Origin of the sequence: Thiospirillum jenense, from assembly GCF_014145225.1 — a bacterium.
Lineage (GTDB): Bacteria > Pseudomonadota > Gammaproteobacteria > Chromatiales > Chromatiaceae > Thiospirillum > Thiospirillum jenense.
The window spans coordinates 16,694-41,156 of the sequence record NZ_JABVCQ010000013.1; the positions used below are offsets into that span (position 1 = coordinate 16,694).

A 24,463-nucleotide genomic window follows, 5' to 3' on the forward strand; every position below is an offset into this window, starting at 1 on the left:
TGAACACTAATTGATGAGATACAACAGAACAACGCCGCTCACCATACTGGTCAAGCCCGCAAAACGCAATTGCCGATCATCTTGCCGCGTCACTTCCAACAATAAACGTCGCAGGGTCGCCGGGGCAATGAATGGCAAAATACCCTCAATGACAAACACCAACGCTAATGCAATGAACAATTCATGCCACATGAGGATTACTTAGGAATTAAATCCAGCGGGTTAAACGAATGAGATGCGGTCATTATTGATTGAATGAAAAGGCGCTTGCGTAATCATCATTTAGGCGCCGGTTTACCTTGCGTAACGCCTTGTTGCTGCTTGAAAAATCGGAAAAATGCCGAATCCGGCGACAACACAATAGTACTGGTGCGCCCGCTGGTTTGGAATGCCGTGCGATAGGCGTTCAGACTGCGGTAAAACGCATAAAAATCAGCGTCTTGTTGAAATGCCGTCGCGTAAATCTCCGACGCTTTCGCATCGCCCAACCCGCGATTTTCCTCCGCCTCCCGATACGCATCGGCAAGCGTCACGGTGCGCTGCCGATCAGCATCAGCGCGAATCCGTTCCGCCGCTTCCGAGCCTTTAGCGCGCAAATCCCGCGCCACCCGTTCGCGTTCAGCGCGCATTCGGTTATAAACTGATTCGCTCACCTCGGGCGGTAAATCAATTTTTTTCACGCGCACGTCAATAATCTCAACGCCCAATTCGGCCGCCTGTTGACCAATTTGTTGGGTTAATGCCGACATCAATTCTAAACGATCTTCAGACACCACTTCTTGAATGGTGCGCCGTCCAAATTCATTCCGCAAACTGGTATTGATGCGTTCGGATAATAACCGTGACGTGCGCATCACATCCCCGCCCGTTGAACGGAAAAAAATCGCGGCATTTTTGATTCGCCATTTCGCATAGGAATCAACAATAACATCTTTCTTTTCAATCGTTAAAAATCGTTCTGGCCGCGAGTCAAGTGTTTGAATACGGGCGTCAAAAGACTTAACGCTGTGCAACAACGGCACTTTGAAATGTAGCCCGGGGGTGTAATCACTCCCGACAATTTCACCCAAACGCAGTTTAATTGCTGTTTCCCATTGATTTACGACAAACATTGAAAAATACAGCACAACAAAAGAGATGATTGTCACACCCGAAACGAGTAGTGATTTTTTATTGTCCATTAACGCAATCTCCGTTCACGGTCACGCATCACGTCGCGCAATGGCGGTGCAATACGGCCTTCATCAGTTGGAATCATCTCCGTTGTTGGTGCAGTGATAATAGAAGAGGAGGATGATTGTTTAGTTAATTGCTCAAGCGGTAAATAAAACACGTTATTCCCGCCAGGCACATCAACTAACACTTTGTGATTATGAGCAAAAACGCCTTCTATGGTCTCCAAATACAAGCGTTCACGAGTCACCTCAGGCGCTTTTTTATATTCGGCTAATACGGCAAGAAAACGCGATGCTTCACCTTGTGCTTCTGCAATCACCCGGTCACGATAGGCTTTAGCATTAGCCGATGCCCGCGCTGCTTCACCACGCGCCTGAGGCAGGATTTCATTAGAATAGGCTTCCGCTTTATTTTCCAAACGCTCTTTGTCTTCACGCGCTTTAATCGCATCATCAAAGGCTTCTTTGACTTCATCTGGTGGCTTGGCCGGCTGCATGTTCACCGACGTGACTAATAAACCAGTGCGATATTGATCCATAAGGTCTTGGACGCGCTCTTGAATAATCACTGCAATGGCACCACGCCCTTCAGTCAAAATAAAATCGAGCTTGCTACCACCAATGGTTTTACGCACAACCGTTTCGGTCGCATCACGCAAAGTCTTTTCTGGATTTTGATCTTGGAACAGATAATAGGCCGCGTCTTGAATGCGTGATTGAACGGTCAATTCAACATCCACGATGTTTTCATCTTGAGTCAGCATTGAAGCTTTATGACTAAAGGAGGAAATCTCATCCACGTTGACTACTTGAACTGATTCAATCGGCCAGGGAATGCGCCAATGAGGACCGGGTTCAGTAACAGTGGTATAGGCGCCAAACCGTAATACAACACCGCGCTCGGCAGGATCAACAATGTAGATGCCAGATAATAGCCAACCGGTAATTAAAACCGCAATCAACAATATGATGATGCGCCAATTAACATGTTCATCATCCCCACGTCCAGTGTGACCACCGCCCCCAAATAACTGCGTTATACGCTGGTTTAAATTGCGGATAATTTCATCGAAATCAGGCGGCACTTGATTGCCCTGATGATTCCCCCAGGGGTCTTTGTTACCGCCACCCGGCTCATTCCAAGCCATAATTTTTCACCTAGACAAAAATAAAGAATTGGTTCTAATGATCATATTACGGGATAGCAACAGTCAGATGCGCATGGCAGTATCGATATTTTCCATGCAACAGACATAATGAATCTCCCGTTGATCATTCAGTCAATGCGACTACATAAATGGAAATGCGGCGGGTTTGATAGGATCACCCGATGATAATAAACTCCGACATTTCAATAAATTACGCGCAAATGCCCGTTTAATCTACTCAAGTCACCCGTTGATTAGAATGCCGATCATCCGCCGCCGGTTTAGGAGTAACATCCGCATGTTGGGCGGTACGCACTGCCTCGGCCGCTGGCGCAGGATTTGGGTCGGCGCCGGGCGCTGGCGGGTTGCTTTGCGCGTCGTCATTCGACATCGCTTTGCGAAATCCTTTAATTGCCTCGCCAAGATCACTGCCAAAACCGCTCAGTTTTTTGGTGCCAAACACCAAAATCACCACCAGTAACACCATGAGGATATGACCAAGACTCAATCCAGAAAGACCCATGAGTTGACCTCTTACATCGTTACGCACCTGACAGGCGCTACCTGCAAAGCAGCATACCACACTGATATGTTACGCTTCATTCAAGTTGTGCGTAAACCCGTCGTGTTAGCACCGAGATGTTTTAAGACTCATTAAAATTAACGTCAAATTCCACATGTCTTATTTCAACACCAGTACTGTTTTATTAAATAAGAATTGTCAACTTGGCTGTGTAACTGAGAAAAAGTGCAGAGCATTAGTCTGGAAAAAGCCGACTATGAACTTTCCATTGTCACGATTAGGTTGGGATAGTAATGAAGAAAACAACATTTTTAACAACATGCGCCACTATTCAACGTGTATTTGGTTGACTGGGGATAATCCCACAGGTGCAGGCGATGGTGATGACAAACAAGTCATTATTAAATTGAACGGCTTGTCGGCAGAATACAGCAAAGTCATTTTCGTGGTACACATTTATCAGGGATTAAAAAATAATCAAAATTATGGCCGGATTAAAAGTGCGTTTATTCACGCTGTAGATGGTTAGCAACACGAGATGGTGCGCTTTGATCTGTCGGGCGGCCATTGTCGCTCACTATTATTTGTTGAATTAGTGTGCGCACCACTGAAGGCTGGCTATTTAATGCTATTGGTAAACCGTCACCCGCTGATTCTTTCGTCGAGAGGTTAAACCACTATACTTAATTCGTTTTAAATGGCAGTCTTGAAATGGGTGGATCAAATGGTTTGACATTGATATAATTAAATCAAACGATTGTTAGTTGAAAAAACACGCTATTTTTATTCCACAACTGGGTTGACTGAATATGACCGCAACTATCAGACGGCTACCAGTGTATATTGTCCTTGACACGTCCGGCTCAATGCGAGGTGAGCCAATTCATTCGGTCAATGTCGGATTGCAGGCAATGTTTTCCGCACTGCGACAAGACCCTTACGCATTAGAAAGTGTTTTTCTTTCGATCATTACCTTTGATGTCCAAGCGCGTGAATATTTGCCATTGACGCCATTAACAGATGTCAAACTTGATACGATTCAAGCACCAGACTCGGGCGCTACTTTTCTCGGCGCTGCTTTAGAATTACTCATTGAATGCGTAGATCGTGATGTCAAAAAAACCACACCAGATACACGCGGTGATTGGCGGCCATTATTATTTGTAATGACCGACGGCAGTCCCTCTGATTTGCATTTTTATCGCCAAGCCATTCCCGGCATTAAACAACGCCACTTTGCTACAATTATTGCGTGTGCCGCTGGACCGAAAGCAAAACGAGATGTTTTACTCGAATTAACCGATCAAGTTTATATTCTTGAAACATTAGATGCGGCGAGTTTTTCTGGCTTTTTCAAATGGGTATCCGCCAGCGTGACTATTGGTGCTAATACTGTTGGCATATTTGATTCTGCGACCCTACCCCCGCCGCCGCCCGAAATACAATTGTTGTCATAAATTATCCTTTTTTTGTATTCTGGAGGAGTGTTAATCACATGCGGCGCTTACCAGTTTTTTTCGTTTTAGATTGTTCAGAATCAATGGTGGGAGACAAACTTAAAAAAATGGAAGACGGGCTCCAAGCAATTGTACGCAATTTACGCAGCGACCCTCACGCATTAGAAACGGTTTATCTATCAATTATTGCTTTTGCCGGTATTGCCAAAACGATTGTACCACTGGTTGAATTAGTTGCATTTTATCCACCGCGCTTGCCACTCGGCGGCGGCACCAGTCTCGGTGCGGCGCTGAATACGTTAATGGATGCCATTGATAATACAGTGATTAAAACCGCAGCCGAACGTAAAGGCGATTGGAAACCTATTATCTATCTATTCACTGATGGCCATCCAACGGATGATCCAGAACCCATGATTACGCGCTGGAAACAAGACTATGCGCAACGGGCAACATTCAGCGCCATTGGTATCGGAAAAGATGCGGATTTTTCGGTATTGAAATGTTTAACTAATAATGTGTTTTTATTTGAAGATTCTCGCCCAGATGATTTCACTACACTCATCCGCTGGGTGAGTACTTCATTGGTTGCACAAAGTCGCAGTTTGGGAGAAGATATTGACCTAAAGAGTCTGCCGTTATTTGATGAACGGGTAATGCAAATTATTAAAGATACGCCCATGCCACTTGCAGATGAATCTTGTGTAACATTAGTAGGGCGTTGTCAAAAAACACGGCGACCTTATTTAATGAAATATGAGCGTGAAATACGCGATTTAGCCGGCACGGAATTCGCGTTTCAAGTTGCGCTTTATCAATTAGCCGGCTGCTATCCATTAGATGAAGAATACTTTGCTTGGTCAGATTTGCGTGATACGGATTTAAAGGTCAATTCATCCAGCCTCATTGGCGCGCCCGGTTGCCCACATTGCGGTAATATGACCGGATTTGCATTATGCGGATGTGGTAAATTATTGTGTGTGAATGGAGCAGGTGAAGCAACCTGCCCCTGGTGCGGTAGAACTGTTGATTTTTCACCTGGCACACCAGATGAAGAAGGCGGATTTGAAGTGAATCGTAGCAAAGGTTGAGCATTATTACTCGAATGAACTGTGTTCACCCAGTGTAATTAAAACCGTAGATTAATATTGCAGACTATTGATTAATCTCTTATTAAAGTGCGCAGCACGTCATTTCATCGTAATCGTGAAACAGCGAATGCTGCCGAACAACTACGCAACTTCATAACTTTTAGTCTTAATCAATCAATGTATCATCTAAATCAGGCATTTTTGTTGTTACATGGCGCACTATCATTTACCAGTCGAATTATGGTTGAAAAACCGCTATACTTTCCTTTAACCGCTATCTGTGATTTTCCAGATTTCGGTTTACGTTCATTCAATTAAAATCACGAGGATTTAATATTCATGCACCACGGCACCACTATCACGCAATTCATCAGTGAAGAACAACGTCATGCACCCGGTGCAACCGGTGAATTCACAGCACTACTGCACGATATTGTCACAGCATGTAAAATGATTTCTAATCAGGTCAATCATGGTGCATTGATCGGTGCATTAGGTAGCGCTGGTAGCGAAAATATTCAGGGTGAAACACAGAAAAAACTCGACATTCTTTCCAACGAATTATTTATTCAGTCGAATGAATGGGCAGGGCATTTGGCGGCAATGGCTTCCGAGGAAATGGATGACATTTATCATATTCCAGCGCAATATCCGCATGGCAAGTATCTATTAACATTTGACCCATTAGATGGCTCGTCTAACATTGACGTCAACGTGTCAGTCGGTACCATTTTTTCAATCTTACGCTGCCCGGGCGGAAATGAAAAACCGACCATGCGTGATTTCCTGCAAGCCGGCGCCCAACAGGTTGCTGCTGGTTATGCACTGTATGGCCCGTCAACCATGATGGTATTGACAATGGGGCATGGCGTCAATGGATTTACATTAGATCAAAACATTGGTGAATTCATATTGACGCATCCGCAAATGACGATCCCGAATGAAACTCAGGAGTTTGCTATTAACGCATCCAATATGCGTTTCTGGGATGCGCCAGTGAAGCGTTATGTGGATGAGTGTTTAGCCGGCGCTGAGGGTCCACGCGGTAAAGATTTTAATATGCGTTGGATTGCATCAATGGTTGCTGAAGTGCATCGTATTTTAACGCGGGGCGGGGTGTTTTTATATCCGACCGATGCCAAAATGCGGGCAAAAGGATTAGACGGTAAATTGCGCTTATTGTATGAAGCCAACCCAATGGCATTTATTGTTGAACAGGCCGGTGGCGGCGCAATTACTGGACCAGAGCGTATTATGGATTTGCAGCCATCTAATCTGCACCAGCGGGTGCCAGTAATGCTGGGTTCGCGTAGTGAAATCGAGCGGTTACAGAATTATCACCGCGCTTAACCTGTGATTCACTTGCTCCGTCATTTTCAACTTGTTAATAGAACATGGCGGAGCGGATTGCGATTAAAAATTATGATGACGCATGAATTAAACCGGTTACCGCCAGTTGTATTGTTAATTAGCCTGTCATTAGTGGCAGGGTGCGGCGTATTATCCCCCGTGCAGGAGTCTTTACAGCCATTCAAGCATTCCTTAACCAGCCAGGTTAATAAGGCGCGGGATGCCATTTCGCCACCATTGGAGGCACAATTTTTTAATCGGGTGTATTCACAATGCGCGCATTATCGCGTTGGTCAACACTCGCTAGGTGCATTACTCACTCAAGACAAGGTGTTTTATCAATTAATGCGCAAGCTGTATCAAGGGGTGTTTTCGAGTGATACTTATATCGCTAAATTGCTTAAACGTTACCCGGCAGCAGACGGTAATGTTCCGGCAGTTGGTTGTGTCATTGATCAAATGAATGCGTGTTTGAGTGGCAATTGTATTTTGCCTAGTGCCGACACGAAATCATTCATTACGCCAATGAAAACCGATACAGATACCGTAAAAACACCGCAGCATTAATTGCAAGTAGTGTTCTGTTTAATGACTTGTTGGAATACGTCAGATAATAATTGAATACGGCTATCCCAACTGTTCTCTTCCGCATAAGCGCGGATTGCATTTCGACCCCAGTTTTTATTTAATCCTTCCTCAATTGCCTTGCATAAGGCCGCATGGTCGCCGAATGGGACGATGGTGCCTAATTCGGGTTTATTCACCACTTCTGCATTGCCTCCCACGTCAGTGGTAATCACTGGTAAGCCGCACGCCATTGCTTCTAAAAAGACATTTGCCCAGCCTTCGCGGCGCGTCGCCAATACAAATAGATCGGCAGCAGATAACGCCCATTTTAATTGATCGGCCGCTACCAACCCTAAAAAGTGTATCTGTTGTTCAAGCTGTAGTTCACTCACCAGTTGACGCAATTCTTTTTCATTATTATCCATGCCATTTGCTTGACCGATTATCAGATAATGCAGATGCGGATATGTGATACATAATGCGGCAACCGCTGCTATAACAAAATGAAAGCCTTTTCCCTCACAAATTCGACCAACCGAAATAAGAATTTGTGCATCAAGTGGTAAGTTTAAATGTTTTCTTGCTTCCGTTGTATCAATCGGATAAAAGCAGTTGCTGTCCACACCATTACTAATGGTCAATAACTTGGTTTTATTCACCCCGTGCTGTATGGCTAATTTTTTTAACGCATCAGCAACGGTCACGACTTTAGAAGCCTTATTCAATCCAGTGATGAGTTTTGATCTAATTTTTGTGTGTTTAACATAAACCTGTTCATTCCCCCGCAAGGTCACAACCAATGGACGTTTGAACCACCGCGCTAATAAACTGGCCGCGTGGCCGTCGGGATAACCGAAATGGGCATCAATCAAATTGAATTGAAAATCACGTTTTAAGCGGCGCACGGTGGCGTAGCTACCAATTGCCATGAACACGCTGTCAAATTGTTTTAATATCCCGGGCAGCGAAAAGAAGTGCGGCGCATAAACATCTATACCCTGTTGCTGTTCATAGCGCGGTGCCGGTGGTCTGAAATGCGGATGACGCAAGCGAATGAGCCAATCAATTGGTGACCAGGGTTTGGGTGAAACGACAATCAGCGGATGCAGTTTAGCAATGCGAAACATGCGCTCCCGAATGAAAATACCGGCGCTGGGGTCGGCGGGTGACGGGAATAAACTGGAGAATACTAAGATGCGCGGCGTGGAATGAATCGCCGCCGGTGGTTTTAACAATTGCGTCGCTAAATCAATCACCCGCTGCGCATTATTTTGCCAAGTAAATCCGCCGGCAGTAATGGTGCGTCGGGCGCCTTCACCGAGGTGTGAGCGCAATTGCGCATCAGCGACTAATTGATTTAATGCAATTTCAAATGCCCCCGCCTGAGTTGCGTCAAATAACAGCGCGTTTTCACCATCGCGTAATATCTCTGCTAAATTGGGTTGGCGCGGCGCGATAATAGCGCGCCCGAGGGCGAGATATTCAAATAACTTTAATGGTGACGCATAGGCGACGACGGCGGGTTGTAATGCGATGTCAAATGCGGCGACGACGGCGGGAATATCAGCGCGGGCGACAACACCAGTAAAACTAATTTGTTGGCTAATACCCAATTGCTGCGCTTGGGCTTCTAATTTAGGGCGCTCGGGGCCGTCACCAACAATTAATAAATGTAAATTGGGATAGGCGCTATGATGAATCGCCATCCAATTTAATACCTGATCCATGCCATGCCAGGCGCGCACGAAGCCGGTAAAGCCTAATACCAAGCGGCTGGTTAAACCCAATGTTTCTTTTGCAGTTTCATTGTTCAATACGGCGTTAAACCGCTGCTCGTCAATGCCATTGTGAATGACGGTAATGCGTTCAGGTGGCACACCAACTTGAATAATCCTTTGCGCTAATACATTGGTGACGGGTAATATTTGATTGGCGGCGCGCCAAGTGATTGCTTGAATCCACCGCGCCAGCGCCGGGTGTGCTAATCCACTGTGTGCGGTGCGTTCTTCGGCAATGGGCGCGTTGACTTCTAATAAAAGTGGTAATTGAAAACGCCAGCGCGCCCAGACGCCTGCGAGTAAAAATAAATTGTAGCGTTCATAAATGACATCGGGGCGGTGTTGTTTAATGGCGCGGGCGAGGCGGTGGTAGGCGATGATTGAATAGTTTAATTCGGCGATTTCGTATAGCGTTTTCGGCAATAACTGCCGCAGACGTTCAACCCAATTGGTGCTATCACCAAAGGCTGCTTGCTCGGCACTGGGCGGGGCGACAATGATGACTTCATGCCCAAGTGACCGCAGCGCGTGAATCATTTCTTCAATGTGAACGAATTGTCCGTCCCGCGAGGCGGTGCGATGGTGATAGAGAATTTTCATAATACAGTCGCCGTCGCCCAATCAATGATGGGCAATTGATGTGTATGATTGAGTATGGCAAATAAAATTGCGCGGGTGTGTGAACAACTTTGCCGTAACGATGCGCCCCGTAAAAATCGGCTATTATTAGATTGAACGTTTTTAGATTTGCACCGAGGTTAAAATGATGGATCACCCAGAACCGACGCATCTGTCCTCAACCACTAACGCTACCCCAGCGGTCAGTTCGGTGGATCATCCACCCGCTGCCAGTGTAGCCACGCGGCGGCGGTTACTCAAACACGCGCTGTTAGCCGCACCGGCGATTTTGACCTTGCGCAGCGGGGCGGCGCTGGCGCGGCAGAGCGGGTGTTATGCCATTGCAAATCCGACTACGGATGCGGCAGCGCCCAGTATTTGTGTGCCAAGCGACACCTCGGGCGTGAATGATTTAGGCCATTCGTGTAGCGCAGAAACATCATCGTACTGTCTGGGAACACGCGGTGACGTTTACTGCACCACGCCCGCAACTGAGACAACCGCGGCATCGGAGTATCTGTGTTCGCATACTTGCCCAACGGGCGCACTGGTCAGCGCCGGGGCGTATGCCTCACTCGGCCCAACTGGCAGGTGGCCGTGCTAACAACCTGTTTCATATAACCATTTGATTATCATGCCAATTCACTGGCGCTCTAGTCACATTGCCGTCTTGACTGCCAAGTGGGAAGCAGACGACGAGCGGGTGATTTACCACCCCGCCTCCAATGAAACCCACTACCTCAACCCACTCGGGGCGCTGGTACTGGACACGCTCGCCGCGGCACCTGCGGGCATCACACTCGATGACCTGTTGCAGACCATCGCCAGCGCGCTCGCTGATGACACCATCGCCCCAGCCGACTTGCGCCAGTACTTGACTGGATTGCTGGCGCGCTTTGCCGAACTGGGTTTAGCCACCGCCGTAGCGACCGCGTGATTCTTGCCAACCTCACCACCGCCGATCTGACCGAGCGCCTCACCAGTCGCGCCGGACTCGCGCTGGGCATTGGCCCGTTCCACCTGCGCCTCACCAGCGACGTGGCCGCCATCACCCCGCTGTTGCAGCAACTCTACCGCCATTACCCGCTCACCGATCAGGTCATCCGCGATTTTCATCTGCACCTGAGCGGGAGCGCACTGCACCGCCGCTGGTTACGCCCGCAGGTGCAATTATTAGTTGACGGCCGCGCCCCATTTGAACCGCTGCCCGCCGCGCATCACCTACCGGCGCTCGAATGGGGCATGAACTGGTGCATCGCGCTGCGCTGCAATCATCTACTCATGCTCCACGCCGCCGTCGTGGCACGCGGTGAACATGCCATCGTGCTACCCGCGTGGCCGGGACACGGCAAATCCACGCTCTGCGCCGCGTTAATTCACAGCGGCTGGCGGTTGCTGAGTGACGAATTCGGATTGGTCAGACCCGCCGACGGCGCGTTGTTACCGCTCCCGCGTTTAATCCCGATCAAAAATGCCGCCGTTACCGCGTTACAAACCTTTGCCCCGAGCGCCGAATTTGGCCCCACGTTTTACGCCACCCGCAAAGGTGACTTGGCGCACCTGTGTCCGCCGGGTGAGAGCATCGCCCAGTCCGACCAGATCGCCCGCCCGCGCTGGTTAATTTTTCCCCGCTGGCAAGCCGGCGCCGCGTTAAACTTGCAACCCGTATCACCCACTCAAGCCTTCCTGCGCGTTGCCACCAATGCGTTCAATTATGAAACCCTCGGCGGCAGCGCCTTTACCCTCGTAACTGAAATGGTACGCTCGTGCAACTGTTACTCCCTCACCTATTCGGCGCTGCCCGCCGCCGTTGCTGCCCTAGAGACGCTCACCTGAACCAAGTCCACCAACTCAGCGTCCAAACACGCCACGCTCGTCAAGCGGCGAGTGTGCTACTCAACGCACTGCGCCAGCCGCATGGTTTGCCCAAACTGTCGCTTGAGGATTGGGATTTATTACTGCGCGTGGCGCGGCGCAGTCGCCTACTCGGGCGGATCGCCGCTGATTTATCCCAACAAAATCTGCTCGATCAACTGCCGCCCAGCGTGGTCAACCACTTGCAAGCGGCGCAGCAGCTGGTCAGTCACCGCCAAACCGTGCTGAGTTGGGAATTAAACCGCCTCCGCTGGGCGCTGGCTGATCTCAACCCGCCGCTGATTTTGCTCAAAGGGATTGCCTACCATCACGCGCAACTGCCGCCGGCGCGGGGGCGCAATTTTGTTGACGTGGATTTGCTAGTGCCGCCGGCGTGGATTGCGCCAGTGGAGCAGCGGCTGTTGGAACGCGGCTGGGTACAGCCCAAACTGTCGCGTTACGATGACCACTACTACCGCGCCTGGATGCACGAAATCCCGCCGCTGCGGCATCGGGAGCGTGACAACGAGGTGGATTTGCACCACAACATCGTGCCGCTGACCACGCGCCAGCCACCCGAGGCGGCGTTACTGTTGAGCAACAGCGTCGCGGTGGCGGACTTGTCAGCCGAGGCGCCGCCGTTGCCGGTGCGGATTCTTGCCCCAACGGATATGGTGTTACACAGCCTGGCGCATCTGTGGTTTGACGCCCAACCAGATGAGGGTTTGCGGCTGCGCGATCTGGTGGATGCGGCGGATTTGATGCGCTATTTCGGGCATGAAGCTGAGTTTTGGACGCAATTGCCGCAGCGGGCGGTGGCGCTGCATTTGGAACGGCCGCTGTTTTACGGCTTACGCTACGCGCAGCGGTTACTGTATCTCAGCGCCCCGGCCGCAACTTGCCGAGCGGTAGCTAAGTTCGCGCCGTCATATCCGGTGCTGCGGGTGATGGATATTTTGGTGCCGCTGGCGCTGATGCCGGAGCATCCTGATTTCCCGCGTCACCGAGCGGCGCTGGCGCGGTGGTTGCTGTACATCCGTGCGCACTGGTTGCGAATGCCGCCGCTGTTGACGCTGCGGCATTTGCTGTACAAAAGTTGGGCGCGGCTAGTGCAGCAGGTTAAGCCAAAAACGCCTGTTTAAACAACCACATCAGTGATACTGCTCCAGCGTGTAATGCCCCGGTTCACTGCGCTTGTGCCGCTGCAAGCCGCGCTCTTCTAATAACGCCCGCGCATCTTTAATCATCTCCGCATTGCCACACATCATGCAGTGGCTGTCGGCGGGGGTGATTGCCGCCCCGGCGGTGCGCTCCAATTCACCGTTGGCGAGTAATTCCGTGATCCGCCCGGCAAATTGCCCCGCGCCAGCCGCGTCCCGACTGATTGTGGGAATAAAGCAGAAGCGGTCGCCGTAGTTGGTGCGTAACGCGGCGATGCGGTCAGCGTAAGCCAACTCGTCGGTGTAGCGGACGCCGTGTACTAACATCACGCGCTCGAACCGTTGCCAGGGCGCGGCCGTGCCAAGCATGGATAGATACACGCCCAAGCCGGTGCCGGTGGCGAATAACCACAGATGGCGGCGGGTGACGACCTGTTCGAGTGTGAATAAGCCGTTGGCACGGGCGGAAATCCACAGGCGCGCTCCGACTTCGAGCGCCGCCAGCCGCGAGGTGAGTGCGCCCTCCGGCACGGTGGTGAAATGAATCTCCAGCGGGCGGACGTCGGGCGAGTTGACCAGCGAGTACGGGCGACCCACGCGCTCGGGGCCGTCGTCCAATGCAATTTTGACGTACTGCCCGGCTTGAAATTCCGCCAGCGGCGCGTCAAGGTGCAAACTCACCAACTGCGCTGTCCACTGGTGACGCCCGACCACCGTTGCTGTTAACCAATCGTTCATCATGGGTAAATAAAAATCCAAAGTGAATGACACACCGCTCACTCAATTTGGTGCAATGCGCGTGAATTCAACCCAACGCACTGGTTGCTGGTAAACTCCCCTAATTGACCGCGTCAACTAACGCCCCTTGACTCCTGACCAATTGAGAATTTCCCATGACTGAAGAGACGGTAGAAACCAGTTTTGAAGCCCTGCTCGCGGCGAGTGAACCCGCGCAACCGACGCGGCGGCGGGCAAAATGGCGCATCGGTGCCACGGTGCGCGGGCAGATTGTCGCGCTCGACCATGAGCAATTATTTGTTGACGTCGGCGCTAAAACCGAGGCGGTGATGGAGCGGGCGAATGTGACCGATGCGGATGGCCAGTTGACCGTCGCCGTTGGTGATCCGATTGAAGCGGTGATTACCAGCATTGACAGCGGTGGGCGCTTGACATTGGGCAGCCGCCACAGTCGCCACCTGCACGGGCAAGCCGAATTGCAAGACGCCTACCAGCAGCAACTGCCGGTCGAGGGCATGGTCACGGCGGCGGTCAAGGGCGGGTTGGAGGTGCAGATCGCCGGGCAACGCGGCTTTTGTCCCGCCTCACAAGTGGACGTGCGCTTTGTTGACGATCTGACCACGCTGCTCAACCAGCGCCTCAGTTTTTTAATTACCAAACTGGAAACGGGGCGGCAACTCAACGTCGTGGTCTCGCGCCGCGCTTTGCTGGAACGTGAACAGGCGGCGCGGGCGGTGGAAACACGCACACGGCTGGCCGTCGGCGCGGTGTTCAGCGGACGAGTCACGGCGTTACGCGATTTCGGCGCGTTCGTGGATTTGGGCGGCATCGAGGGACTGGTACACGTCAGCGAGTTGGCGTTCGGGCGGGTGCGGCATCCGAGCGAAATTCTCACGTTAGATCAAGAAGTTGAGGTCGTGGTGTTGCGCATTGACGCGGGCAGCGACGCTAAACATGCCGACAAAATCGCGCTGTCACTGCGGGCGCTGACCCGCGATCCCTGGCAGGATGCCGAGGTCAATTACCCGACCGGCACGATCACGAACGGGCAGGTGGTGCGCATGGAGGCATTCGGCGCTTTTATTGAATTAGCGCCGGGCATTGAAGGCATGATGCACATTAGTGAAATGGGTGCAAAGCAGCGAATTAACCATCCTAATGCCGTATTAACCATTGGCGAAACGGTCACGGCGCGGGTATTAAATATTGATCCACAACGGCGGCGCATTGCATTAACTCGCGTGAATGAAACTGGCGATACGGATGCGGCCGTGACTAATGAAACCGCGCCCGCCTCGGCAAATAAACGCCCGCTGCGTCAAGCGAATAAACCCGCGCCCGCTGCTGCACCTGACCCGGCGCTCGGCAGTTTTGGTGAATTATTGCGCAGTCAAATGAATAAACGGCAATCGGGTGGGGCGTAATCAATCAACGCTGATTAAACCCGCTCGCCGTGTGCATTTAATCCGATTGCAACTGAATTAAACACTCTTTAAATAACCCGCGTGATTTCATCGCGCATCCCAGTGGAGATTTTGATTATGGCTGAAAGGGCCCCGTGGATTACTTACCGGCCGGAACTAAAGGTTTTGGATTGCACCGTGCGCGATGGTGGCTTAATTAACGCGCACCAATTCAGTGATGAATTTGTCACCGCTGCCTATCGCGCTTGCGTCGCAGCGGGCATTGATTACATGGAAATTGGCTATAAAAACTCAAAGAAAGTCTTTCCAAAAAGCAATTACGGTGCATGGCGGCATTGCGATGAAGAAGACTTGCGCCGCGTGGTGGGCGATCATACCGCCGAGGCGACGGGATTAAAACTCGCGGTCATGGCTGATGCGGGTAAAAGCGATTGGAAAACCGAATTATTACCCGCCGCTGACAGCGTATTAGATATGGTTCGCGTGGCCTTTTACGCGCATCAAGTTTCCGAAGCAGTGGATATGATTCATCATGCGCATTCATTGGGATATGAAACCACCGCTAATCTAATGGCCGTGTCGAGTATCACCGAAACGGAAATTGACACGGTATTAGAAGCCATTGCCCCCACGCCCGCTACGACAATGGTAATTGTGGATAGTTTTGGGTATTTATACCGCGAGCAAATTGATCGCCTGTATCATAAATATAAAGCAGCGCTGGCCAGTGGCGGTAAAGAAATTGGGATTCACGCGCATAATAACTTGCAATTAGCTTTCGCCAATACGATTGAAGCCATTATTTTGGGTTGCAATCGGGTTGATTCCACCATTTTCGGTCTCGGCCGCGGCGCGGGTAATTGTCACACTGAATTATTACTCGGCTTTTTGCGTAATCCCAAATTCGACGTGCGCCCCATTATTGAAGTCATTCAACATCACATGATGGCGCTGCGTCAAGAAATTGAATGGGGGCCGCTCGTGCCTTACAACATCACCGGGCAATTGAATCAACATCCGCGCTCGGCGATTGAATGGCGAGCGGGTGCAACGCCCGATGACTTTTTGACTTTTTATGATCGAGTCGTGGCGGAAATTTAAACGCCAACTGTTATTAACATTGAGCGGTTTTCAATGCGCCAGCGTGGGAACGCTCAATGACAACGGAGAATGAGCGCGTGTCACAGCAACCGAAAATTTATATTGCCGGACATCGCGGCATGGTGGGCGCAGCGTTAATGCGTCAATTACAAATGACCATGCCAACTCATCAACTCATCACGCGCACCCATGCTGAATTAGAGTTAACCGACAGCGCCGCTGTTCATGCCTTTTTTGCGAATGAACGCCCCACCCAAGTCTATTTATCCGCTGCCCGCGTCGGGGGCATTTGGGCAAATAACACCTATCCCGCCGAATTCATTTACGATAACTTAATGATTGCCGGCAATGTCATTCACGCCGCCTGGCAATTCGGCGTTGAACGCTTATTATTTCTTGGCAGCTCCTGTATTTACCCGCGTTTAGCCCCGCAACCCATTCCCGAATCAGCGTTATTAACTGGCGTATTAGAACCCACCAATGAACCCTACGCGATTGCGAAAATCGCCGGCATTAAATTGTGCGAGTCTTTTAATCGCCAATATGGCACGGATTTTCGCTGCGTCATGCCGACTAATCTATATGGTCCGTGTGATAATTTTCATTCTGAACATAGCCACGTTATTCCCGCGTTATTGCGCAAATTTCACGATGCAAAAGTCACCAATCAACCGAGCGTGAGCGTCTGGGGTAATGGCAATGCGTACCGCGAGTTTTTATATGTGGATGATTTAGCGGCCGCCTGTGTATTCGTTATGAATATAGATCAGGCGCTGTATCATTCACACACCCAACCGCAGCTGCGGCATATTAACGTCGGCAGTGGTATTGAAATTACCATTCACGCGCTGGCTGAGTTAATGCAAACCGTGACGGGTTACACCGGCCGTTTTCATTTCGATACTGATAAACCAGACGGCACTCCGCGCAAATTATTAGATGTCAATTGTTTAGCGCAATTGGGCTGGTGGGCCACCACTTCATTAACCAGCGGGTTGCACCAAACCTATGCGTGGTTTTTAGCAAATCAAACCACGCTACGCCGCTAATTGTTAATTCTCCCATTAAACATCTCATGCAGTTAATTCACCAATCACTGCGCCCTTATCATTACACATAGGATTAAAATCTATTATGGCGGACAAGATCGCTTTAATTACGGGTATTACAGGTCAAGACGGCGCTTATTTAGCCGAATTATTATTAGACAAGGGGTATCAGGTGCATGGCATTAAACGCCGCACCTCGTTGTTTAATACCGACCGCATTGACCATTTATATCAGGATCCGCATGAACTCAATCGGCGGTTTATTCTGCATCATGGCGACATGACGGATACGTCGAGTTTAATTCGTATTATTCAACAGGTGCAGCCGGATGAGATTTATAATTTGGCAGCGCAAAGTCATGTTGCGGTGTCATTTGAAGAACCCGAATACACCGCTGATTCAGATGGGCTGGGTGCATTGCGGTTATTAGAAGCGATTCGGATTTTAGGATTGGAAAAGAAAACGCGCTTTTATCAAGCGTCCACATCTGAATTATACGGATTAGTGCAGGAAATACCGCAACGCGAAACCACGCCCTTTTATCCACGTTCACCCTATGCCGTCGCTAAATTATATGCCTATTGGATTACGGTGAATTATCGTGAAGCGTATGGGATTTATGCGTGCAATGGGATTTTGTTTAATCACGAGTGCGTCACCATTGATACGCCATTATTAGTGCGGCAGGATGGCATGATTGATGTCGTCACACCGGATGAATTGTTTGCTCTCCGCCGTAAAGGCCCAAATACGCAAACGACGGCATTGGTGAATGTCGAAATTTGGGATGGATATGATTGGGTTGCATTACAACATGTGACCGCAACTAAACGCAAAGAACATGACGATCATCATTTACTGGCAATACAAGCTCGCGGCGGTGTTTTACATTGCACCGCGCATCATCAATTATTAAAACCAGATGAAACGCCAGTGCGCGCCGATCAGGTTAAACCGAATGATGCCCTATTGATGGCGGCTGAATTTCCAATCTCCCCGGCGTGGACGGTTTTAACACCGGAGCTGGCCGAATTCTTAGGTTTATTATCGGCGGATGGCTATATTCCAGCCAGTGAAAGAACGGTTATTCAATTCACGAATAATGATCCGATCTTACAACAGCGCGTTTGTGAATTATGGTCTAAGTTATTCTTAGGCGCGGCGCGTATTACGCAGAGTCCATCCGGTTTTGGATCAAATATGGTGACGCAAACCTATTTGACCGGCGCGGGAGCCGCAGTGAGTCATTGGTTGCGTGAACAGCTTTATACCAAAGCCGGATATAAACGAGTGCCGCGTTTAATTCTCAATGCCGCCACCGAATTACAAGCGGCATTTCTTGCTGGTCATTATGCCGGTGATGGATTAAAAGCAGGCAAAGGCGATAGTGTCAAAACGAATAGTTCGGTATTAGCACAGGGGTTGGTTTATTTATATGCGCTGCAAGGACGACACGCCTCGGTTTATCTTGAACAACGCGATGGCGCGTGTTATTACACATTAAATCTATTAACGGGTACACCGCAAGGTAATAAAGGGCAACATTTGCGTAAACCGCCAGAAGAAGTGCGAGTGATTAGCGATGCCATTATTAAAGATGATGAGTGGGTATTTGATCTTGAAACGGCGTCAGGCAAGTTTCTCGCGGGCGTTGGGCGATTGGTGATTCATAATAGCCCTATTCGAGGGGAGACCTTTGTCACGCGCAAAATCACTCGTGCATTAGCGCGAATTAAATTAGGGTTGCAAGATCGTTTATATCTCGGCAATTTAGATGCAAAACGCGATTGGGGACATGCCCGCGATTATGTGCGAATGCAATGGTTAATGCTGCAACAAGATCATCCCGAAGATTATGTAATTGCCACTGGCAAACAGTATTCAGTGCGTGATTTTGTGAATATCGCCGCGCAAGAAATTGGAATTGAACTGCGCTGGGAAGGCGAGGGTGTGAATGAAAAGGGTTATAATGAAAAAACGGGGGTATGTTTAATTGCTGTTGATCCGCGTTATTTCCGCCCGACTGAAGTAGAAACGCTGTTGGGTGATCCAACTAAAGCCAAAGTGCAATTAGGTTGGCAGCCAGAAATTTCTTTTGCTGAATTAGTGACTGAAATGATGCGTGAGGATTTGAAAGCGGCAGAACGCGATGCGCTCTGTCATCGTGAAGGCTTTACTGTCATGCAGCATAATGAATAAATCAACGGTTGTTTTAATTATTAAGTTGCTAATCAATGGGGAATAATTTTTATGCAGCGTAGCCACTTACTTTTTAAGTTTGCGGGATTGATGTTCATTTTGAACACGCCCGCTGTATTCGCGCAAACGAATACCTGTGCCGACACCTGTTTATTTGGTGAACTCTCCGGCAATGCGCGCTGTGAATTATGGAATGAACACACTGGTCAATGGTTGACTACAATTGAAACCGGCGATAATCAATTACACAATCGCGCCCGTTTATATTTACCCTAGCTGCGGCAATGGATGATGCCGGCGGGTGGGGTAATGAGTGCGACCTTCACTGATGATAATTACACTAAAATCAATTATTACGGTGGCGAGCGTGACGCGGCAATTTGGACGGGTGCATATTTAGCCGCTGAATCATTCCGCTATTTAGCTACCGGCGCGCCGGATGCGTTAATACAAGTGAATGAAACAGCGCGGGTTTTACATCGCTGGTGGACATTACCAGGTGACCCGGGGTATTTAGCACGATACGCCGCGCCGTCGAGTAGTCCACCTGAAATAAAAGCCGCTTTATCCGATAATGATTCGGAAGTTGTTCATAAAACATTGCAAGATGGTATCTTTTGGGATTGGCGCGGAAATGTCAGCCGCGATCAATACCAGGGTGTATTACTTGGCATGGCGTTGGCCTATGAAGCGACCAATGATTTGGCGGTGCGCGAGTTAATACGCGCTGATATTGTGACCTTTGCAGAACAATTGATGCGCCACGAGTCACGCCAAGTCAATTTAGTGATTGATGGCGAAACGCATGTCATAAATTTGGAATTAGAAAACGTGGTTTATTCCACGATTGCTATGCCCAGCGGTATTCCAACTTTAACGATTGATACCCGCAGTGGTGATGGCGATGTTAATGGCGCGGGTATTCTGGTCTTTTGGCCGAATCCATCGGAGTATTTACGCCAACTCCCTGATTTAGGTTGGATGCCAGATATTTTATTAGCGACGCAGGCGCTTCAATTAGGTGCGGCCTTTAGTTTAGCATTGCATGTGACTAATGATGTCCCTGAATACGCCGCCCGCCGGAGTGCAATTAACAATTATTACACGGCGCATGTTGATACCTGGTTAGACATTGCCAAACGGTGGTCAGATACCAGCCCCTGCGGTGATGCGTATCATGGATTAAACATTAGTTTTACGCCCGCGTTTATTTGGTTACGCACCGAAACGGATGCCACTCGTCATCATTACTTAAGGGACAAGGTGTTAATTGAACGCCTGTGGCCGGCCGTTCAATCAGATAACAACGTTTGGTTTGCGTTTATTTATGCGTCACAAGCGCCCGAAGTGAGTGAAAATAATAATGTCGTGACCAATCATGTCAATCAATTAGCGGGTTTTCCCAGCGCGCCCAATCGCGCTGTGGCAGTGGATGTGAGTGATGAATATTGGGAAAATCCGTTTTGTTCTGATTTGGCATTATCGGCAATTGATGTGAGTGAACGAGTGCCGGCGACCTTTATTTGGGAACGGCAGCCGTGGAAAAGAGAAGACCCGGGTGTGCCGTATCGTTTATATGGCGGCGTGGATTATTTATTAGCGTATTGGATGGGGCGCTATTATGGTTATATTGATGATGATGCGCCCAATACCTGTTTGAATTGGCACACTGCACCGGCGACTGGTATAGAACCGGCGGGGATGATTGAAATTCCGCAGCCCAATTCCTATCAAACGGGCATTGGTTTGGTCTCGGGTTGGCAATGCGCGGCGGGACGTTTGGAAATGAGTATTGATGGCGGGCGGGCAATTCCGGTGGCCTATGGCAGTGAACGTGCCGATACGCAAGCGCATTGTGGCGATGCCAATAACGGCTTTAGTTTTCCAATTAACTATAATAGTTTAGCGGATGGCGAGCATCACATCGCGTTATTAGCTGATGGGGAGCCAGTGACAACGGTTAATTTCCAGGTGCGCACGTTAGGTGCGGAGTTTCAATCGGGTTTAAGCGGGCAATTTTCATTAGCTGATTTCCCCACCGTTGGTCAAACAACTGCATTGCAATGGCAAGAAGCGAGTCAGCGTTTTGTCATTACGCCACCTGATGCACCAGCAATTAACCCCGCGCCACTCGTCACTACCGGCGCATTAGAAGTGCCGGCGGTTAATGCACAACAGAGCGGTGTTGGCATCATTGCCGGTTGGTATTGCGATGCAATAAACTTGACTGTGAGTATTGATGGCGGACGGGCATTAACCATTCCTTATGGCACTGAACGGGCGGACACCTTGACGAACTGCGGTGATATGAATAACGGCTTTGGGTTTTTAATTAACTACAGTGGATTGGGTGATGGTGAACATAGAATAGATTTGACAGCGGATGGCATTCCCGTTGCGAATACAACCTTTTCCGTTCACACGCTCGGGCAGGAGTTTATGACCGGTTTGGTTGGCAATTTTGCATTAAATGATTTTCCCAACGTGGGATTAACAACACAGGTGATGTGGCAAGAAGCCAATCAAGGATTTGTGATGAACGGGGTGACGCCAATGCAATAGCGGTTATTTAGACTTGTATTAAAGCAAGTTGATCGTTCTCATGCTCAGGGTGGGAACGATCAATCATAGATCAGCAACGGCACTAATTCACACCTTAAACTGCCCCACCAACCCGCGCAATTCATCGCTCAGATCACTCAACGCATGACTTGATTCCGCCGTCTGTTGCGCACCGCTCGCGGACTGTTCAACAATGGATTGAATGTTATTAATCGTGCGATGAATTTCTTCCATTGTCATATTCTGTTCCTCGGCGGCACTGGCAATTAACTGATTCATTTGCAAAATGTTTTCCACCGAATGGCGAATAGATTCCAGCGCATTGCCGGCACGAGTAGCCAAGGCCACCGTATTTTCAGCATTGCTACGGCTCTGCCCCATCGCCACCACCGCCTGCCGCGCACCATTCTGCAAACTGGCAATCAACGTCTCAATTTCCGTCGTCGAAGCCTGCGTCCGCTGTGCCAACGTGCGCACTTCCGACGCCACCACCGCAAATCCGCGCCCCTGATCGCCCGCCCGCGCCGCCTCAATTGCCGCATTCAACGCCAGCAAATTAGTCTGCTCGGCGATATTTTTAATCACATCCAACACCGTGCCAATGTTCTCAGTCGCGCCCTGCAATTGGTCAATCACATTCGCCGCGTGCTGCACCTCCTGTGCCAATGCCGCAATCGCCGTCGCCGTATCGCGCACAATTTGCTGCCCATCTGCTGCCTGCCGACTGCCATCCTCAGCCGAACTCGACGCCTGTTCGGTATTACCCGCCACCTCGCGCACCGACGCCGACATTTGATTGATCGCAATTGCCACGCGGCGGATTTCATCTGATTGACTTTGCATTCCGTGACTAGACTGTTGCGTAATTGTACTTAATTGAGTAGCAGACGCGGCCAATGCGTCAGCTTTTTGCGTCACCGCCCGCACAATCATTGCCTGTTTTTCCACTAAACGATTAAAAGTGTGCGCCAACCGCCCCACTTCATCTTTAGTTGCCAATGTTGCCCGCAAGCGCAAATCACCTTGACCTTCAATATGTTCGACCGTCTTTTCTAATTCGCGCAAGTGCTTCCCAATCGTATTCGCTAATAACACCGAAATACCAATGCCCAATACGATCACAAGGGCTGTTAATACATATTGTGCAGTGCTTAAACGAATGTTAATCCGCTGCACTTCATCGCCAAAGCTGGCAATTGCGGTATCTTGTGTTTTCAATCGTTGATCAAAAAAAGCCACAATATCAACCGATAACGTCAGTGCTTGTTGTAATAAACGGCTACCTTGTAAACGGTCATCCGCCAAGAACGCCATGACTGATTGATCGAACACCTGGTGAAATTGTTCAATTGCCGTTGCTTGTTCACGCACCTCATTATCCGTTGCCGTCAGCAATAACGAATTGAGTTCATCATACATTCGTTCATGCTGTTCAAAATCAATGTCCTGCATAAGCATGATGTACTTCAGGGCGCTGATACGAAAATTAAGAAACCGTTGCTGTTGATCAACTGTCGCACTTTTAGTCAATACTAATTGTGCTTGTTGTTCTAATAAATCTCGGTTGGTGCGCAGCTGAATTTCAATAAAAATTGAAGAAAATAACAGTGCCGCAATAATGATCCCGTTGCTAAATAAGATGCGGTAACGAATAGACGTAAACATAATGGCAATATTCCAAATTACAGCACACTTAAAATACGTTCCAGCATATAGTCTATATGCTTGATTGCTTGATAATCATCGGTGGGCGTTTTACCCGTCACCGGTTGGGCGAGATTAGTCACGCTCACAATTTTTTGTGACATTTTAATAATGTTTAATTCAGCAATGATGATTTGTGTTTGCAAAAACACGTCAGCAAAGCCAACCTGTTTGAATGCACTTACGTCAGGACGCTGAATGTCTGGCAGGCGATATTTTTTACGCCAAACATTGAGTTTATCGCGGACCGCCAATGCTTTTACTAATACATCAGTTGGAGTGGCATTAGAGTCAGGCTCGGATAATTGCGAGCCGTCAGTATTGATTCCATACGCGGCGGTTATTAACAAGCGTTTCTCACGTTCTTTATTATCCGGCAAACGTTGCGATAACGTGACTAGAATATTTCTCAAATCATCAGCAACACGATGGAGCTGTGCATACACATCATCCGCCGTAAAATCTTGTTTCCCATTAAGTCGTGTCAATTTGACATACAACACGAATAACGACTGATACACTTCTGACGGCGTCTTTGCCGCTTGTGGCGATTGTGTAATATCAATCGGGCCAACTTCTTCTTGATACAACTCTTCTAATGCCGCAATGACAATCTGTGCCAGTTGATAAGTTTCGGTCGGGGTGTAATTGATTGGCGCCACAACCACTAATGGCGGTGGATGGCGCTGGTTGGTTAATTCATAGTTGTATAATTCCATCAGTGCAGTTGCATACAACTGATAGACGTGCATCGGTTTTATATCACGCTCTTGTGAATAAACTTCGATATTGCTTGTATTCACCCCACGCTGCGTAAGAATACGATCTACTAATTGATGCGCGTATTGGGTAATGATAAAAATGTCAGCCGGAGAACGCAGCGTTTCTGCATACACGCCGCTGCTGTGATATTGGCAGATCACGCATAATAAGAATGCGTTCCACCAATAATAGTATGTGTGTC

General features: G+C 49.1%; 23 protein-coding genes and 1 pseudogene. 16 read left to right on the top strand and 8 right to left on the bottom strand.

Features of this window, described 5'->3' with window-relative positions:
* Nucleotides 1–6: 6 nt before the first annotated feature.
* The 4 genes from HUK38_RS07415 to tatA all read right to left on the bottom strand — a co-directional run bounded on the left by HUK38_RS07415 (nucleotide 7) and on the right by tatA (nucleotide 2,846).
* On the bottom strand, nucleotides 7–192 hold the full coding sequence (locus HUK38_RS07415) for a DUF2065 domain-containing protein (RefSeq protein ID WP_182583693.1): 186 nt from the start codon (nucleotides 190–192) through the stop codon (nucleotides 7–9).
* Between the two features lie 86 nt (nucleotides 193–278).
* Nucleotides 279–1,181, bottom strand: coding sequence for a protease modulator HflC (gene hflC / locus HUK38_RS07420; RefSeq protein ID WP_182583694.1), 903 nt, complete (start codon nucleotides 1,179–1,181; stop codon nucleotides 279–281).
* Nucleotides 1,181–2,323 (bottom strand): FtsH protease activity modulator HflK, encoded by a 1,143-nt coding sequence (hflK, locus tag HUK38_RS07425; protein ID WP_182583695.1) that lies wholly within the window; start codon nucleotides 2,321–2,323, stop codon nucleotides 1,181–1,183. Before hflK ends, hflC begins: the two co-directional genes overlap by 1 nt.
* 238 nt (nucleotides 2,324–2,561) lie before the next feature.
* Nucleotides 2,562–2,846 carry a twin-arginine translocase TatA/TatE family subunit gene (gene tatA / locus HUK38_RS07430; protein ID WP_182583696.1) on the bottom strand — a complete coding sequence of 95 codons (285 nt, stop codon included), beginning with the start codon at nucleotides 2,844–2,846 and terminating at the stop codon, nucleotides 2,562–2,564.
* A 154-nt stretch (nucleotides 2,847–3,000) separates the two neighbouring features.
* On the opposite strand from tatA, the gene HUK38_RS15110 reads away from it, so the two are divergent.
* From HUK38_RS15110 to HUK38_RS07455, 5 genes are all read left to right on the top strand, one after another.
* Nucleotides 3,001–3,375 carry a TerD family protein gene (locus HUK38_RS15110; RefSeq protein ID WP_238787517.1) on the top strand — a complete coding sequence of 125 codons (375 nt, stop codon included), beginning with the start codon at nucleotides 3,001–3,003 and terminating at the stop codon, nucleotides 3,373–3,375.
* 280 nt (nucleotides 3,376–3,655) lie between these two features.
* Nucleotides 3,656–4,303 carry a vWA domain-containing protein gene (locus HUK38_RS07440; protein WP_194366019.1) on the top strand — a complete coding sequence of 216 codons (648 nt, stop codon included), beginning with the start codon at nucleotides 3,656–3,658 and terminating at the stop codon, nucleotides 4,301–4,303.
* A 38-nt stretch (nucleotides 4,304–4,341) separates the two neighbouring features.
* Complete coding sequence (locus tag HUK38_RS07445; protein ID WP_182583697.1) at nucleotides 4,342–5,394, top strand: TerY-C metal binding domain-containing protein; 1,053 nt, start codon at nucleotides 4,342–4,344, stop codon at nucleotides 5,392–5,394.
* Nucleotides 5,395–5,733: 339 nt separating this feature from the next.
* Nucleotides 5,734–6,744 (top strand): class 1 fructose-bisphosphatase, encoded by a 1,011-nt coding sequence (locus HUK38_RS07450; RefSeq protein WP_182583698.1) that lies wholly within the window; start codon nucleotides 5,734–5,736, stop codon nucleotides 6,742–6,744.
* Nucleotides 6,745–6,816: 72 nt separating this feature from the next.
* A complete protein-coding gene (locus tag HUK38_RS07455; protein ID WP_238787518.1) occupies nucleotides 6,817–7,311 on the top strand; it encodes a hypothetical protein in 495 nt (164 codons plus the stop codon).
* Here HUK38_RS07455 and HUK38_RS14910 read toward each other — a convergent pair.
* Nucleotides 7,308–9,689, bottom strand: coding sequence for a glycosyltransferase (locus tag HUK38_RS14910; protein ID WP_202985524.1), 2,382 nt, complete (start codon nucleotides 9,687–9,689; stop codon nucleotides 7,308–7,310). The two genes, HUK38_RS07455 and HUK38_RS14910, sit on opposite strands and share 4 nt — an antisense overlap.
* Nucleotides 9,690–9,852: 163 nt before the next feature.
* Here HUK38_RS14910 and HUK38_RS07470 point away from each other — a divergent pair, with 163 nt between their 5' ends.
* Genes HUK38_RS07470 through HUK38_RS07485 form a run of 4 tightly spaced genes read left to right on the top strand, consistent with a single transcriptional unit; the run spans nucleotide 9,853 to nucleotide 12,703 of the window.
* A complete protein-coding gene (locus HUK38_RS07470; protein WP_238787519.1) occupies nucleotides 9,853–10,311 on the top strand; it encodes a hypothetical protein in 459 nt (152 codons plus the stop codon).
* A gap of 30 nt (nucleotides 10,312–10,341) precedes the next feature.
* Nucleotides 10,342–10,644: an HPr-rel-A system PqqD family peptide chaperone gene (locus HUK38_RS07475; protein WP_182583701.1), complete on the top strand. Its 303-nt coding sequence runs from the start codon at nucleotides 10,342–10,344 to the stop codon at nucleotides 10,642–10,644.
* Nucleotides 10,641–11,543, top strand: coding sequence for an HprK-related kinase A (locus HUK38_RS07480; protein WP_182583702.1), 903 nt, complete (start codon nucleotides 10,641–10,643; stop codon nucleotides 11,541–11,543). Before HUK38_RS07475 ends, HUK38_RS07480 begins: the two co-directional genes overlap by 4 nt.
* Nucleotides 11,474–12,703 (top strand): nucleotidyltransferase domain-containing protein, encoded by a 1,230-nt coding sequence (locus HUK38_RS07485; RefSeq protein WP_338065379.1) that lies wholly within the window; start codon nucleotides 11,474–11,476, stop codon nucleotides 12,701–12,703. Before HUK38_RS07480 ends, HUK38_RS07485 begins: the two co-directional genes overlap by 70 nt.
* 9 nt (nucleotides 12,704–12,712) lie before the next feature.
* On the opposite strand, the gene HUK38_RS07490 is transcribed toward HUK38_RS07485, so the two are convergent.
* On the bottom strand, nucleotides 12,713–13,462 hold the full coding sequence (locus tag HUK38_RS07490) for a ferredoxin--NADP reductase (RefSeq protein WP_338065380.1): 750 nt from the start codon (nucleotides 13,460–13,462) through the stop codon (nucleotides 12,713–12,715).
* Between the two features lie 152 nt (nucleotides 13,463–13,614).
* Between HUK38_RS07490 and HUK38_RS07495 the strand changes: the two genes are divergently transcribed.
* The 7 genes and pseudogenes from HUK38_RS07495 to HUK38_RS07525 all read left to right on the top strand — a co-directional run bounded on the left by HUK38_RS07495 (nucleotide 13,615) and on the right by HUK38_RS07525 (nucleotide 21,795).
* The gene (locus HUK38_RS07495) at nucleotides 13,615–14,883 is read left to right on the top strand and encodes a 30S ribosomal protein S1 (protein WP_182583703.1); all 1,269 of its coding nucleotides are present in this window, start codon (nucleotides 13,615–13,617) and stop codon (nucleotides 14,881–14,883) included.
* Between the two features lie 117 nt (nucleotides 14,884–15,000).
* Nucleotides 15,001–15,984 (top strand): aldolase catalytic domain-containing protein, encoded by a 984-nt coding sequence (locus HUK38_RS07500; RefSeq protein WP_182583704.1) that lies wholly within the window; start codon nucleotides 15,001–15,003, stop codon nucleotides 15,982–15,984.
* 77 nt (nucleotides 15,985–16,061) lie between these two features.
* Nucleotides 16,062–17,033: an NAD-dependent epimerase/dehydratase family protein gene (locus HUK38_RS07505; RefSeq protein WP_182583749.1), complete on the top strand. Its 972-nt coding sequence runs from the start codon at nucleotides 16,062–16,064 to the stop codon at nucleotides 17,031–17,033.
* A gap of 85 nt (nucleotides 17,034–17,118) precedes the next feature.
* A pseudogene (locus HUK38_RS07510) lies at nucleotides 17,119–17,685 on the top strand (GDP-mannose 4,6-dehydratase); the annotation flags it as partial.
* A gap of 549 nt (nucleotides 17,686–18,234) precedes the next feature.
* Entirely contained in the window at nucleotides 18,235–19,233 is a 999-nt protein-coding gene (locus HUK38_RS15365; protein WP_275285007.1) for a GDP-mannose 4,6-dehydratase, read from the top strand.
* A 51-nt stretch (nucleotides 19,234–19,284) separates the two neighbouring features.
* A complete protein-coding gene (locus HUK38_RS07520; RefSeq protein ID WP_182583705.1) occupies nucleotides 19,285–19,509 on the top strand; it encodes a hypothetical protein in 225 nt (74 codons plus the stop codon).
* Between the two features lie 33 nt (nucleotides 19,510–19,542).
* On the top strand, nucleotides 19,543–21,795 hold the full coding sequence (locus tag HUK38_RS07525) for a hypothetical protein (RefSeq protein WP_182583706.1): 2,253 nt from the start codon (nucleotides 19,543–19,545) through the stop codon (nucleotides 21,793–21,795).
* 87 nt (nucleotides 21,796–21,882) lie between these two features.
* On the opposite strand, the gene HUK38_RS07530 is transcribed toward HUK38_RS07525, so the two are convergent.
* Nucleotides 21,883–23,460, bottom strand: a complete 1,578-nt coding sequence (locus tag HUK38_RS07530; RefSeq protein WP_182583707.1) for a methyl-accepting chemotaxis protein — start codon at nucleotides 23,458–23,460, stop codon at nucleotides 21,883–21,885.
* A gap of 17 nt (nucleotides 23,461–23,477) precedes the next feature.
* On the bottom strand, nucleotides 23,478–24,422 hold the full coding sequence (locus tag HUK38_RS07535) for a hypothetical protein (protein ID WP_238787520.1): 945 nt from the start codon (nucleotides 24,420–24,422) through the stop codon (nucleotides 23,478–23,480).
* Nucleotides 24,423–24,463 lie beyond the last annotated feature (41 nt).